Source organism: Rhizobium aouanii (genome assembly GCF_037002925.1).
GTDB classification, from domain to species: domain Bacteria; phylum Pseudomonadota; class Alphaproteobacteria; order Rhizobiales; family Rhizobiaceae; genus Rhizobium; species Rhizobium aouanii.
Map to the genome: position 1 here is coordinate 176,633 of NZ_JBAMYD010000010.1, position 13,383 is coordinate 190,015.

Annotated in this window: 15 protein-coding genes and 1 pseudogene; 7 read left to right on the top strand and 9 right to left on the bottom strand. The window is 61.9% G+C overall.

The window, feature by feature from the left end; translation table 11 throughout:
- Positions 1 to 77: 77 nt before the first annotated feature.
- Positions 78 to 569: a hypothetical protein gene (locus V8P77_RS18965; RefSeq protein WP_335913779.1), complete on the top strand. Its 492-nt coding sequence runs from the start codon at positions 78 to 80 to the stop codon at positions 567 to 569.
- Between the two features lie 121 nt (positions 570 to 690).
- Here the strand turns inward: V8P77_RS18965 and V8P77_RS18970 are convergent, their stop codons facing one another.
- The 3 genes and pseudogenes from V8P77_RS18970 to V8P77_RS18980 form a co-directional block, all read right to left on the bottom strand.
- Positions 691 to 1,044 (bottom strand): RidA family protein, encoded by a 354-nt coding sequence (locus V8P77_RS18970; protein WP_335913780.1) that lies wholly within the window; start codon positions 1,042 to 1,044, stop codon positions 691 to 693.
- A gap of 177 nt (positions 1,045 to 1,221) precedes the next feature.
- Positions 1,222 to 2,091, bottom strand: a complete 870-nt coding sequence (locus V8P77_RS18975) for a LysR substrate-binding domain-containing protein (protein WP_335913781.1) — start codon at positions 2,089 to 2,091, stop codon at positions 1,222 to 1,224.
- 131 nt (positions 2,092 to 2,222) lie between these two features.
- Positions 2,223 to 2,480 (bottom strand): annotated as a pseudogene (locus V8P77_RS18980) (TOBE domain-containing protein); the annotation flags it as partial.
- A gap of 196 nt (positions 2,481 to 2,676) precedes the next feature.
- Here V8P77_RS18980 and speB point away from each other — a divergent pair.
- The 6 genes from speB to V8P77_RS19010 all read left to right on the top strand — a co-directional run bounded on the left by speB (position 2,677) and on the right by V8P77_RS19010 (position 9,173).
- Positions 2,677 to 3,738 (top strand): agmatinase, encoded by a 1,062-nt coding sequence (speB, locus tag V8P77_RS18985; RefSeq protein ID WP_335913782.1) that lies wholly within the window; start codon positions 2,677 to 2,679, stop codon positions 3,736 to 3,738.
- A gap of 84 nt (positions 3,739 to 3,822) precedes the next feature.
- Positions 3,823 to 4,620, top strand: a complete 798-nt coding sequence (locus V8P77_RS18990; RefSeq protein WP_168291331.1) for a transporter substrate-binding domain-containing protein — start codon at positions 3,823 to 3,825, stop codon at positions 4,618 to 4,620.
- 144 nt (positions 4,621 to 4,764) lie between these two features.
- Positions 4,765 to 5,433 carry an amino acid ABC transporter permease gene (locus tag V8P77_RS18995; protein ID WP_077977845.1) on the top strand — a complete coding sequence of 223 codons (669 nt, stop codon included), beginning with the start codon at positions 4,765 to 4,767 and terminating at the stop codon, positions 5,431 to 5,433.
- Positions 5,430 to 6,077 (top strand): amino acid ABC transporter permease, encoded by a 648-nt coding sequence (locus tag V8P77_RS19000; protein ID WP_335913783.1) that lies wholly within the window; start codon positions 5,430 to 5,432, stop codon positions 6,075 to 6,077. Before V8P77_RS18995 ends, V8P77_RS19000 begins: the two co-directional genes overlap by 4 nt.
- A gap of 157 nt (positions 6,078 to 6,234) precedes the next feature.
- Positions 6,235 to 7,206, top strand: coding sequence for a bifunctional Delta(1)-pyrroline-2-carboxylate/Delta(1)-piperideine-2-carboxylate reductase (gene lhpI / locus V8P77_RS19005; protein ID WP_335913784.1), 972 nt, complete (start codon positions 6,235 to 6,237; stop codon positions 7,204 to 7,206).
- A 164-nt stretch (positions 7,207 to 7,370) separates the two neighbouring features.
- Positions 7,371 to 9,173 carry an adenine deaminase gene (locus V8P77_RS19010; RefSeq protein ID WP_335913785.1) on the top strand — a complete coding sequence of 601 codons (1,803 nt, stop codon included), beginning with the start codon at positions 7,371 to 7,373 and terminating at the stop codon, positions 9,171 to 9,173.
- 66 nt (positions 9,174 to 9,239) lie between these two features.
- On the opposite strand, the gene V8P77_RS19015 is transcribed toward V8P77_RS19010, so the two are convergent.
- The 6 genes from V8P77_RS19015 to tsaD all read right to left on the bottom strand — a co-directional run bounded on the left by V8P77_RS19015 (position 9,240) and on the right by tsaD (position 13,313).
- Positions 9,240 to 9,497: a CrpP-related protein gene (locus V8P77_RS19015; RefSeq protein WP_025396307.1), complete on the bottom strand. Its 258-nt coding sequence runs from the start codon at positions 9,495 to 9,497 to the stop codon at positions 9,240 to 9,242.
- Between the two features lie 345 nt (positions 9,498 to 9,842).
- Entirely contained in the window at positions 9,843 to 10,490 is a 648-nt protein-coding gene (locus V8P77_RS19020) for a class I SAM-dependent methyltransferase (protein ID WP_335913786.1), read from the bottom strand.
- Positions 10,487 to 10,918: an EVE domain-containing protein gene (locus V8P77_RS19025; protein WP_027666901.1), complete on the bottom strand. Its 432-nt coding sequence runs from the start codon at positions 10,916 to 10,918 to the stop codon at positions 10,487 to 10,489. The genes V8P77_RS19020 and V8P77_RS19025 overlap by 4 nt, the downstream gene beginning before the upstream one ends.
- Before the next feature lie 2 nt (positions 10,919 to 10,920).
- On the bottom strand, positions 10,921 to 11,214 hold the full coding sequence (locus V8P77_RS19030; RefSeq protein ID WP_003543605.1) for a YciI-like protein: 294 nt from the start codon (positions 11,212 to 11,214) through the stop codon (positions 10,921 to 10,923).
- Between the two features lie 9 nt (positions 11,215 to 11,223).
- Positions 11,224 to 12,207 carry an NAD(P)H-dependent glycerol-3-phosphate dehydrogenase gene (locus V8P77_RS19035; RefSeq protein WP_335913787.1) on the bottom strand — a complete coding sequence of 328 codons (984 nt, stop codon included), beginning with the start codon at positions 12,205 to 12,207 and terminating at the stop codon, positions 11,224 to 11,226.
- A complete protein-coding gene (gene tsaD, locus V8P77_RS19040; protein ID WP_335913788.1) occupies positions 12,204 to 13,313 on the bottom strand; it encodes a tRNA (adenosine(37)-N6)-threonylcarbamoyltransferase complex transferase subunit TsaD in 1,110 nt (369 codons plus the stop codon). The genes V8P77_RS19035 and tsaD overlap by 4 nt, the downstream gene beginning before the upstream one ends.
- Between the last annotated feature and the right edge of the window lie 70 nt (positions 13,314 to 13,383).

Consider the following 13,383-nt stretch of genomic DNA (forward strand, 5'->3'; position numbering starts at 1 on the left):
ATGGACAAGCTCCGGCTTTTGGCGCAATCTGGCGTTAACGATTTGTTAGGGATCGGAATTCCGGAGGCCGGCCACCCATGTTTCGCAGTCTGTCCGCAGTCGCTCTTATTGCCCTGTCCGCGCTTGCTGCACTTCCCGCCGAAGCCGGCGACCGCCGTCATGATCGTCGCTTTTCCGACCACCGCCACGCTTTTCATGGCGGGCTGCTTCTCGGCGAACGTGTGAACTGGCGCAATCGCGGCATCCGTTTCGACAACGCCTATCGATATCGGAACCGCAAAGAACGGATGCCGTTCCTGAAACATTTTTCCTCGCCGGCGACCAACCGCGTCAACCGCAACAATATCATCGTCGTCGTACCCCAGGCGCAAGGCGGTGGCGGCGACACCTATGCTGGCACCTCTTACGTCTATCAGGCTGATGGCGGAACCTATGTCGGCGGCGAGCGCTACGGCTTCTATCCACCCGCACGGCCTGAGCCGCTAGCCCCGAAAGCGAAAGTCATCGATGTTGCAGTGCAGGACGATCCCTGCACCTATGAGGCCAATGTCTGCGTCATCCGGCCTTAGAGCAGTCGCGCAAAAGTGTGCAGCGGTTTTGCGACAACGACATGCGTAAAAAACAAAGACCTAAAGCGCGAGGAGCGAATCTGAAAGATCGCGACGCGCTTTAGTCTAGAACATGGGCAGCTCAAATTTGCCCGGCCCCACTCTTTCGCGACGCGGCTATGTCAATACGGATGGCGCACATCGGCGGGAGATTCTTGTCCTCAAACGTCGCCCGCCGTGGCGTTCCGCTATCCGGCATCCAGGCATCCCAGGCTCTGTTCATTTCTTCGAATGAGGCAAGGTCGCTGAGCCAGATGTTGGCGAGAATGATCTCTGATTTGTCGGTACCTTCGCGCAGCAGCATGTCATCGATGCGCTCCAGTATTTCGTTGGTTTGCGCCGTCACGCTCGCTCCCCTCGTGAGGTTTGCGACCTGGCCGGGCAGATAGGCGGCAGCCGCGAGGAGAGTTTCGTCAACTTTGGCTTGCCCCATCATCGTATTCGCAGATTTCCATGAATGCTTGAGATTGGGCCGTCGACCCTTCATGGATCACTGTGGGGCTTCGCTCGCCAGTCCGATAGAGGGAATTAAATTGACCCGATATAATGGAAGCTGAACGCTCCTAGAACAGGATGTCGTCCAAAAACCGATCACGCTTTTCGGCATCATGCTCTAGCTGGACAGTATGGCCGTATGCCGCGAAATGAAGTCCACAAGGTAGCGCGCGCCTTCGGCCGTCTCGGGCTGAGCATAGAGACCGATCTCGATGCGCACCGGACCGGGCAGATCTGCCGATCTGTCAAGCGTCCGGCAGCCCTCCGGTTTCGTGTTGAGCATCATTGGCGCGATACCGATACCGACGCGAACCGCGGTCGCCATAGCGACCAGCGTCGATGCGACGCACGCCGTCTTCCACTTGACGTTCCGCTGGGACAGCGCCGCAATCGTCGGGAGCGTCCAGGGGCACTCCTCCTCGAACATAATGATGGGAAGCGGCTTTTCCGCATCCGCCACAAAGTCGGATCTGACCGTCCACATCAAATATTCGGTCCAGATCAGGGTCGGTTTTCGCGAGAGGCAGGTGATGTCGCAAACCACGAGATCCAGCTTCCTGTCTTCAAACAGTTTGGCGAGGCGGCGATTCGGCTCGACAATGATGTCGATCTCGACCTTCGGGTTCTGGGCTCTGAAGGCACTAAGAATGTCGATCAGGTGGCCGGCTGCGAAGTCCTCAACGACGCCGAGGCGAATGCGGTCCTCGATCATCTTGCCTGTCAGCCTTTTCCCGACCTCGTCGCTGAGGGCAACCATTTCGCGGGCATAAGCCAGCATGATCTGCCCCTGGCTCGTCAGCTCGAGGCCTTTTGACGAACGCGAAAACAGCGTAACGCCGACAAGCTCCTCAAGCTTGCGGATCTGCATGCTCACGGCCGCCTGCGTTCTGTTCAGATTGACGGCTGCCCCATTGACGGTACCGATCTCCGCGACGGTCAGGAATGCACGAAGCAGATAGGAATCAAGATCAAGCATAAGAAACCGCATTCCATACTTTGTGGCGCTTGAGAGCCGAGGGCCTCGCTGCCCGTAAGTGGATATTGGACGAACCATGTCCTTCCGGCAACTGGTGACCCTTAGCCCCGGCGCAGCGCAAGCTGCGCCCGGTCGATGCCAGCTTATCGCGCAAAGAGAACGCATGCCTCGGGGGGAATGGAAACGCTGATCTCCTGGCCGCGCGCGAAGGCTATGTCTGGACGGTTCGGGCAAGCCGAGATTATGCGGTCGCCACTGACGAGGTCCAGAACGACATGCCTGAAGGCACCGAGTGTCACGACGTCGGCAACGCGTCCGGTCATGGCTCCGGCACCCGGAGCGCCGGACGATATCTCGACGCTTTCCGGCCTCAGGCAAATCTCGGCAGCGCCTGAGGTTGCCAACCGCGGTAGTGGGAAAATTCTCGCCGGCTTATAAAATTTTCTGAACATACCGAAGAACGCATTACCCGCATCGCGGAGCCTCGGCGGATCCGAGCTATCAGGAATCGTTATATCCCCTCTCGAATTTTCGCGGTTCCAAGAGAAGCGGGCGGCCCCGATGATGATGCCAGTATCAATACCGTGGGAGCCTGTCTTGACCATTGACCGGGATTTTCTGGAAGACTTGAGAAAGCGCTTCGGCAGCGCTGCAGGCGGGGAGATGGAAGATCCGCACTTCCGCGCCGTGGCGGCGAGCGTATTCAAGGACGGCGACAGCCGCAAATGGCCCTTCGCCGATCCTGCGACCTTTCTGGATGCCCGTTTCATCGAGAACGGCTTACGGCCCGAGGTGCTTGAGGCGCTTGACGTGGCTCTGATCGGCGTGCCGATGGACCTCGGCGTCACCAATCGCGCCGGCGCGCGGCTGGGGCCGCGGGCCGTCCGGGCTGTCGAGCGTATCGGTCCCTACGAACATGTTCTGCGTGTCGCGCCGATGGGAGGGCTAAAGGTCGCCGATGTCGGCGACGTGCCGATGCGCAGCCGGTTCGGCCTGGCCGAATGCCATGCCGACATCGAGGCCTGCTACCGGATGATCGCGGCGACCGGAGTTATCCCGCTGTCGGTCGGCGGCGACCATTCGATCTCCGGCGCCATTCTCAAGGGCCTGGCGGCCAGCCAGCCGGTCGGCATGATCCACATCGATGCTCATTGCGACACCGCCGGTCCCTATGAGGGCTCGAAGTTCCATCACGGTGCGCCCTTCCGCGAGGCGGTTCTGGCGGGCGTGCTCGATCCGAAGCGTACGATTCAGATCGGCATCCGCGGCGGCGGCGAATATCTCTGGGAGTTCTCCTTTGCCTCCGGCATGACCGTCATCCACGCTGAAGAGGTGGCGGAGATGGGGCTCAAGGCGGTGATCACAAAGGCTCTGGAGGTTGTCGGCGCCGGTCCGACCTATCTCAGTTTCGACGTGGACAGCCTCGATCCAGCCTTCGCTCCGGGAACCGGCACGCCGGAAGTCGGCGGGCTTCAGCCGAGGGAGGCCCTGACCCTGCTGCGCGGCTTCAAGGGCATCAACCTCGTCGGCGGCGACGTCGTGGAAATCGCGCCGCAATACGACAACACCACCAACACCGCGCAGATCGCCGCCCAGGTCCTGTTCGAACTCCTGTGCCTCGCGATGTTCAGTCCCGCGGTCAGGACAAAGCTGACCTGAGAACCAGCTCCACACGGGCAGCGTGCCTCTTGCCCGCTGCCATCCATCACCTGTCGCACAACACGTCTCAAAAAGGGGAACGACATGACTGCTCTTATGAAATTGCGCTACACTGCCACCGCTGCAATTGCCGTGTTCGGCATCCTGGCAGGGGCCGCGCAGGCCGACGAACTTGCCGATATCAAGGCCGCAGGCGAGATCAACATCGGCATCTTCTCCGATTTCCCGCCCTTCTCTTCGGCAAGCGCCGATATGAGCATCAAGGGCTATGACGTCGACGTCGCCCAGAAGATCGCCGACGGGCTCGGCGTGAAACTCAATCTCGTCAGCGTTACCGGCCAGAACAGGATCGCCTACCTGAACGACGACCGCGTCGACCTGCTGATGAGCGTCGGTTATTCGAAGGAGCGCGCCGAGGTTATCGATTTTGCCGCCCCGTACGCCCCCTACTATATCGCCGTCATCGGTCCGGCGGCGCTGAAGGTGAGCGGCAAGGAAGACCTCGCCGACAAGACCGTTGCCGTCAATCGTGGGACGCTCGAAGACACGTCGCTGACGGCCGTCGCCCCCGGCTCGGCTGCGATCCAGCGTTTCGAGAACTATAATTCGGTCATCCAGGCTTTCATATCCGGCCAGACCCAGTTGATGGTCGTCGGCAACGATGTCGGTGCGCAGGTTCTGGCACGACAGGACGAGCTGAAGCCGGAGCAGAAGTTCCAGCTCCTCAGCTCCCCCTCGCACATCGCGCTCCGCAAGGGCGAGGAAGGCCTGAAGAAGGTTGTCAATGACAGCGTCGCCGCAATGATCGCCGATGGTTCGCTCGACGCAAGCTCGAAGAGCTGGCTGAAAGCGCCGCTCAACCCTGAAAATCTCAAGGACTGACGAGGGCAGCCTCCCACTCACCAGAGCATGATGCCGAAAACTGCAAGCGATTGCGGTGGCATCATGCTCCAATTCTTTGCTTGAGAGGCGGATCGGGATTTCGGGCCGACCCGGCCCGGATCATCCGGCTCCAAAGGACAAGCGATGAGATACAGCCTCGATTTCAATTGGCTTTGGGACGGAATGGGAGCTCTGGCCTATGGAGCAGGCACGACGCTTGCCCTGACGGTCTCCACATCGGTCCTCGGGATCGTTCTCAGCATTCTCGGCGCGGCCGCGCGCCGGGGACCTTATCCATGGTTGCGCAAGGCCGTCGGCCTGTATGTGGAGATCATGCGCAACACGCCATTCCTGGTGCAGCTGTTCTTCATCTTCTTCGGCTTGCCTAGTCTCGGCATTCGCCTCGATCCGATCACTGCCGCCGTCCTTGCCATGACCCTCAACATGGCGGCCTACACGATCGAGGTGGTCGGGGCCGGGCTCGATGCCATACCGAGAGGCCAGAAGGAGGCGGCGCAGGCACTCGGCCTCAGGCCTCGGCTGGTGTTCTTCAAGATCATCCTGCCGCAGGCGATCGCCATCATCTTTCCGGCGCTGACGAGCCAGATCATCATCATGATGCTGGAATCGGCGGTGGTTTCGCAAATATCCGTCCGCGAGCTGGCGCAGGAGGCCGATCTGCTTCAATCGCGCACCTTCCGCTCCTTCGAGACCTATCTGGTGGCGACGTTGATCTACCTTTCGATGTCCGCCGCACTTCGCCGGCTCCTTTTCGCCGGGAAGCGCCGTTTTCTGGGAGCCGGTCTGGCATGATTGAGTTCACCTTCTGGGACATTCTGCGCAATCTTGTCTTCGCGACACGCTGGACCCTTATGCTTTCGCTCGCAGCCTTTGCCGGCGGCGCCATCGTTGGCCTGGCGATCCTGTCTGCACGGATATCGAAAATACGCTGGCCGCGCAGCTTCGCGTCCGGCTACATCGCCCTGTTTCAGGGAACGCCGCTCCTGATGCAGCTGTTTTTGATGTTCTTCGGCCTGCCGATGCTCGGTTTCCGGATCGAGTCATGGACTGCCGCCGTCTGCGGCCTGACGTTCTATGCTAGCGCTTATCTTGCGGAAATCTGGCGGAGCGGCGTCGAGGCGGTGCCGCGCGGGCAATGGGACGCCGCAGCCAGCCTGGGCTTGCATCGTCTCCTCGAACTTCGCCTTGTCATCCTGCCGCAGGCTTTCCGGATCACGCGCGCGCCGACCGTCGGGTTCTTGGTCCAGTTGATCAAGAGCACCGCACTGGCCTCGATCCTCGGCTTCGACGAACTGCTGAAAACCGCGAACGCCATCAACAACGCGACCTTCGAACCTTTCAAGGTCTACGGTCTCGTCGCGGTGATCTTCTTCGCCCTGTGCTATCCGCTGACGCAATACGCCAGATTTCTGGAGAAGAAAGCGGCGTTTGGCTGAGCGGCGCCGAATTGCTCCGCATTCCGATCGCAACGACATGTCCAAGGGCCGATGCCGGTTGAAAAGCTGGCGCGCCGCCCTGCGGCGACGCCGCTCTCGTTCAATCACACAGAATTCGCTTTATCCAGCAATCAGACCTTCCTGAGAGATCGTTTCAATGACCGACACACAAATCCGTATTCTCGATGCCCGGACAACGGGCGAGCTTCTCCCTTTCGGCGCGCTGGTCGCGACCCTGCGGCAAGCATTTGCCGAAGGCTGCGTTGTGCCGGTACGGCATCACCACACGATAGCCAATAGCGGCGAGCCGGATGCGACGCTGCTTTTGATGCCGGCCTGGCATGAAACGCACCGGTCGGAGCGTTACCTTGGCATCAAGATCGTCACCGTCTTTCCCGGCAACACGCTGCGCGGCATTCCCGGTTTGACCTCGACTTACATGCTCTACGATGGCCGAACCGGGATGCAGCTTGCGCTCCTTGACGGAAACACGATCACGGCGCGCCGCACGGTAGCGGCATCGGCCCTTGCCGCGGATTATCTTGCTCGAAAAGATGCACGCCGTCTGCTGGTGATCGGCGCAGGCCGCGTCGCGAGCCTCATACCCGATGCCTACCGCGCCGTCCGGCCGATCGCTTATGTCGATATCTGGGATATCGATCCCGCCAGTGCGGAACGGCTGGCGCAGAGCCTCCGGCGACAGGGGCTCCAGGCCACTGCCGTCACGGATCTGGAAGCAGCAGTGCGGCAAGCCGATATCGTCAGCGCGGCGACGCTGGCGACAGCACCGCTTATCCGCGGCGAATGGCTGCGGCCGGGCACGCATGTCGATCTGATCGGCGGCTTCACCCCGGCGATGCGCGAGGCCGATGACGAGGCGCTTCGGCGCTCGTCTGTCTATATCGACACGCACGAAGCCCTTCACGAAGCGGGCGATCTTGTTCAGCCGATCAGGGCCGGCGTCATTTCTGCGGATGCGGTGCGTGCGACACTTGACGAGCTGTGTCGCCGGGATGTTCCGGCACGGACGTCCAACGATGAGATCACTCTCTACAAGGCAGTCGGAACGGCGTTGGCCGATCTTGCCGCCGCGACGATGGTGTATGAGGCAGTTTCGATCGCCGGCTGACATCTTTGGGTCCGGCCGATCGCAAATAATCGGAACGCGCCTGTCGCCCTGCTCCGGTAGTCCTGGACCTGCGCCGGAGACAAGGCCTATTCGTGCTTCCTTCCGCCGACGGCGTTCCTTACAATCTCGCCAGTTCTCCCCCGAGCCCTGGAAATGAGGTTTACATGAGCACGCTTACCCGCTTCTCCGTTCAGCCGCTCTCGACCATGACCCGCCGCCTTGCCGATGTCGCCTCCGCTCGTCGCGAACCCGACCTGGTCATCCAGGGCGCACGCGTTTTGTCCACCTATTCGGAGCGCTTTATCGACGGACGCGAAGTCTGGATTTCGGGGGGCCGCATTGCAGCCGTGAAGTCGGCCGGCAGCTACAGAGGCGGGAGCGCCAAGCTCTACGACGCCAGGGGCGGCATCATCGCCCCGGGCTTGGTCGATCCGCATATCCATATCGAATCCTCGATGGTGACGGCCTGCGCCTATGCCGAAGCCGCGCTCCTCAACGGCACGACGACGATCTTCTGCGACAGCCACGAGATCGGCAATGTCATGGACGTCGCCGGCGTCGAGGCCATGCTCGAGGATGCACGGCAGGCGCCGCTGTCGATCTTCCTGACCGTGCCGAGCACCGTGCCGGCGACGACGCCGGATCTGGAAACAGCCGGCGGCGACCTGACGCCGGACAAGATCGCCGCCCTGTTCGACAAATGGCCGGAAGCCGTGGCTCTCGGTGAGAAAATGGATTTTGTCCCCGTTGCGATGGGCGACGAGCGCAGCCATGCGATCCTGGCTGCAGCGCTCGAGCGTGGCAGGCCGGTATCGGGCCATGTCTACGGACGAGAGTTCGTTGCCGCCTATGCCGCATCCGGCGTTACCGACACGCATGAAGCCATCGACCGCGACATTGCCGACGACCTGCTGGAAGCCGGCGTGTGGATCTTCCTGCGCGGCGGCCCGCCGACGACTCCCTGGCATTCGCTGCCGCAGGCGATCAAGACGATCACCGAGCTCGGCGCCTCCCACAAGCGCGTCGCCGTCTGCACCGACGACCGTGATGCCGAAGATCTGCTCGCCTTCGGCCTGGACTGGGTAACGCGCGAAGCCGTGAAATACGGCATGAGGCCGGAAGAGGCCTGGGCGATGGGTTCGCTGCACGGCGCGACGCGGTTCGGCATGGAGGGCGAAATCGGCGGTCTGGGCGGCGGGCGCCGCGCCGACCTGGTGCTTCTCAGCGACGACCTTACGCCGGTCAGCACCTGGTATGGCGGCGAGCTCGTCGTCGACGGCAAGAAGATCATGCCGATCCTCGACGAAGCCCTGTCGAAACCGTACCGCTATCCGGATGCCGCCTACCACACGGTCAAGCTGGCAAAAAATCTCAAGCTGACACCGGACCTGCCGACGGAGACGGTCGTCGCTCATACGATCAGGACCGAGCTGCCTGGCATCACCCTCGGCCATGTCACGGTGACGCTGGAGCCGGCCAATGACTGGCAAACCCATTTCGACAAGCACGACCTCTGCTTCGTGACGGTGGTGGAGCGTCACGGCAAGTCTGCCGGCAATGTCGCCCACGGGCTGCTCAACGGCTTCGGCCTCAGGCAAGGCGCGGTCGCATCCTCGGTCGGCCACGACAGCCACAACATCATCGTCGCCGGCACCAATGCAGCGGACATGCAGGTGGCGCTCGATGCTATCGCGGAAAGGCAGGGCGGCGTCTGTGTCGTCATGGACGGCAAGGTGACGGCCATGGTGCCACTGCCGATCGCCGGGCTTTTGTCCGACAAGCGCGTGCACCAGGTTGCGGACGAGGTAAAGGCCTTGAAGCTCGAATGGGAAAGGGCAGGCTGCACCATCGCCTATATGGGCTTCAACCTCATCCCGCTGTCGGTCATCCCGGAAATCCGGATAACCGACAAGGGCCTGGTGCTGGTGCCGGAAATGGTGATCTCACCGCTCTTCGAAAAGGCCTGAACGCTGGCAATCCGATGGTGAAAGAGGCGCCGATCCTTCGCTGTGGCGGGGCAAGAAAACCTAACGTTACGCATCGAGTGCACCTCGTTTGGCAATCGAGATCAGCTCCTTGAAGTGCGTAACAATCCTACCTTCGCGGCTGGCGTCCTCCGCTTCCCAACCGAACTTCCACGCGTCGTGACGCGCAAGCCAATCCCCGAGGGCACTGGTATCACCAGTCGGCATCCTATGGGCGGCGAGGTATGGGTTTTCGTGAGCCTTCAGGCCGAGCACCCGCGCCCTTGAGCCTGCTTCCTGTAAATCGATCAGCTCTTCAATCGTCATGCGCGATCCCCCACGATGCCGGCGACGGTAGCATCGCAGTCCGCGCATGCAAGTGAATGCTAATTAATGGGTTAATTTGGGACAGTTGCGTGACAAGCGGCGCAGCATAACGATCTGATATAGCAACATAACGTTTCCTGATCGAAGACGTTGCTTTACCGATTGTACCCCTGAGAAAGGCCGCACATACTCTTGGTCATAACAATGACAAAGAGGGTAACATGTTAGAATTCAATATCATGCGGGCTCACGCCGGTCGCCTTCCGGCCGACCCCGCAGCATGCCTTGCTTGCTTGAGAAGGGTCCGGTGATCGCGAATGATCGAGTCCCGAATGTCGATCCGATCTAGGAAGCGAACCGCCACACCGTAGTCTTCTTGATCTCGCTGTCCTCCAGCGCCCGCGTTACCGGCACCTCATAAACCGCGCAGAATTCCAGCCGCTCACTCGGCAGGTAACTGCGTCCGGGGTCTCCGACCAGCACCCACTTGCCGTCGGCCGCCAGCTTTGCGAACCAGGGAACGAGCGCATCGGCGAAAGCGCGGTCGTAGAAGACGTCGCCGGCAAGCACGATATCCGCATCGACGGCCTGCCCGATCAGATCGGCGCCGGTAAATCCGAGTAAAACGCTGTTGGCCTCGGCATTCAGCCCGACTGCGGCTTCCGCCCAGGGATCGATATCGGCGGCCGTGACTTCCCGGGCACCGGCGATCATCGCCGCAATGCCGACAAGGCCGGAACCGCTGGCGAAATCAAGCACGCGCTTGCCGCGCACCGTTTCAGGATGATCGAGAACGTAGCGCGCCAGTCCCTGGCCGCCCGCCCAGGCAAAAGCCCAGAAGGGCGGCGGCAGGCCGATTGCTTCCAGCTCCTCCTCGGTCTTCAGCCAGAGTTCATGCGCCTCGCTCGCCAGATAGAGCGAAACCTCCGGCACATGCGGCGGCGGCATCAGGCTGGTATTGGCGCGGATGAAAGCTTGCGGATCGGTCTTCAACGCGGCGGATTGTCCAGTCCGCCCATGCGGCAGACTTCGAGATATTCCTCCTCGGTCACCGGCTGCACCGAAAGCCGCATCGAGGTGACGAGCGCCATCTTGGCGAGCTTCTCGCTCGCCTTGACATCCTTCAGCGTCACCGGCTTCGGCACGTCGATGACGGCGCGGATATCGACGCAATCCCACTTCGGATCGCCCTTGGCGGAGGAATCCGGATGCGACAAGGCGCAGACTTCGACGATGCCGACGATCTCCAGCCCGTCATTGGAATGATAGAAGAACCCTTTGTCGCCGATCTGCATCGCCCGCATGTTGTTGCGCGCCAGATAGTTGCGGACGCCGGTCCATTCCGTGCCCTTTTCGCCGGCAGCCTTCTGCTGCTCCCAGGACCAGGAGGCGGGTTCGGATTTATAGAGCCAGTGCGCCATGCTCACGCCTCCGGTTTGTTGAAGACCCAGTTGTAGGCCTTGACGTCGACGCTTTCGAATAGTCCGGCCTTGGCATAGGGATCGGCATCGGCAAGCGCACGTGCCGCCTCTTTCGATTCCGCTTCGACGATGATCAGGCTGCCGCAGGGCTTGCCGTCGTCATCGAGAAACGGGCCGGCGATCTTCAGCGTGCCCTCGGCATTCAGCTTGTTCAGATGCTCGATATGTGTCGGACGCGTATCCATGCGCACGTTCAGATGTCCCGGTTTGTCCTTGCAGAGAAGGGCGAAAAGCATGTCTGTCTCCTATTCGGTGGTGATCGGACGCGTCATCAGCTGCTCTATCGCCTCTGATATATCGAGCTTGCCGTCGATGATGGCGGAAATGGCATCGGTGATCGGCATGCTGACCTTCAACTCCGCCGCAAGCCGCGAGGCGACGGAGGCGGCAAACGCGCCTTCCACCAGCGCGCCCTGCAGGGGATCGGTCTTTTCGCCGCGCCCGAGCGCGATGCCGAAGCGCAGATTTCGCGATTGATGGCTCGTTGCCGTCAGCACCAGATCGCCGAGGCCGGAAAGCCCGCGCACCGTATCCGCGTGCCCGCCCTTGGCGACGACGAAACGCGACATTTCGGCAAGCCCGCGCGCAATCAGCGCCGCACGCGCCGAATCGCCGATGCCACGGCCTTCGACGATGCCGCAGGCGATCGCCAGCACATTCTTCAACGCGCCGCCGAGTTGCACGCCGATCCGGTCGTTGGAAGCGTAGAGCCGGAAGGTCCGCCCGGAAATCGCCAGAGCGAGCCGCTCGGCGATTTCCATGTCGGCTGCAGCAATCGCCATCGCCGTCGGCAGGCCCTTGGCGATATCGGCGGCAAAACCCGGGCCGGAGAGTACGGCGACGGAATGGTCCGGCAGTTCCCGTTCCAGCATGTCGGTCAAAAGATTGCCGGTCGCCCGTTCGATACCCTTGGCACAGGTAACGACGACAGCATCCTTGGAAAGATAGGGACCGTATTGCCGCGCCGCATCGGCCTGCGCCTGCGACGGCATTGCAAAAAGCACGATGGAGGCACCAGCGATCGCATCCGCCTCGGCGGAAAATTCCAGCGTGTCGGGCAGGAGAATGCCGGGCAGCACCGCATCATGCAGCCGTTCGGCCTTCAGATCGGCAATCAGTGACGGATCACGCCCGACGAGGGTCACGGCGCTGCGGCCGGCAAGGGCGATGACGGCGGCAAGCGCCGTGCCGAAAGCCCCAGATCCGACGACGGCGATGTTTTCGCTCATGCCTTGGCCCCTCGTTTTCCGAAACCGATCAGCGTTTCCGCATTGGAATCGAGCGGCCAGCGCGAGCGCGGCTGCACGTCGAGCGCATCCGGCGCAGCGCCGGTCGCCATCCGCTCCAGTCCCGCCCAGGCGATCATCACCGCATTGTCGGTGCAGAGCCTGAGCGGCGGCGCGACGAAGCGGAAGCCATTCTTCTCGCACAACGCCTGCAGCGTGCCGCGCAGTTCGAGATTGGCGGCGACACCGCCGGCAACGACGAGCGCCGGCTTTTCGCCAGTAGCAGGGAATGTCGTCGGAAATTCCGTCTTGAACCGCTGCAGGCCGCGGCCGATACGGTCCTTCAGCGTCCGCGAAACCGCCTTCTGGAACGAGGCGCAGATATCCGCGACGTCCTGATCGCTGAGCGGCGCGATATCCTGCGCCGCCTGCCGCACCGCCGTCTTCAGGCCGGAGAAGGAAAAGTCGAGCCTTGCCTCGCCGACCAGCGGCCGCGGAAAGTCGAAGCGATCGGGATTGCCGTCCCGCGCCATCCGCTCCACCGCCGGGCCGCCGGGATAGGGCAGGCCGAGCAGCTTTGCCGTCTTGTCGAAGGCTTCGCCCAGCGCATCGTCGATCGTCGTGCCCCAGCGTTCGTACTGCCCGACACCACGCACCAGAATGAGCTGGGTATGGCCGCCGGAGACAAGCAGCATCAGATAGGGAAAGGAAAGCCCGTCCGTCAGCCGCGCCGTCAGCGCATGGCCTTCGAGATGGTTGATCGCATAAAGCGGCTTGCCGGCGGCTCTGGCGATCGCCTTGCCGGTCATCAACCCCACCAGCAGCCCGCCGATCAGCCCCGGCCCCGACGTGGCGGCGATGGCATCGACGTCGTTGAGCGACACATCGGCGCGTGCTAGCGCTTCCTCGATCAGCTCGTCCAGCGCTTCGACATGGGCGCGTGCGGCGATCTCGGGCACCACGCCGCCATAGGCGCTATGCTCGTCGAGCTGGGAAAGCACGACGTCCGACAGCACGTTGGAATGCCCCTCCGCATCGCGCTCGACGACCGCTGCGGCGGTCTCGTCGCAGCTCGTTTCGATGCCAAGGATGCGCAGAAAGGGAACCATGAAGCCTGTTCGTTGATTGCGATGGGATGGAAACCCGTTTACGAGAACTCCGGTAACAACGGAATAGAGC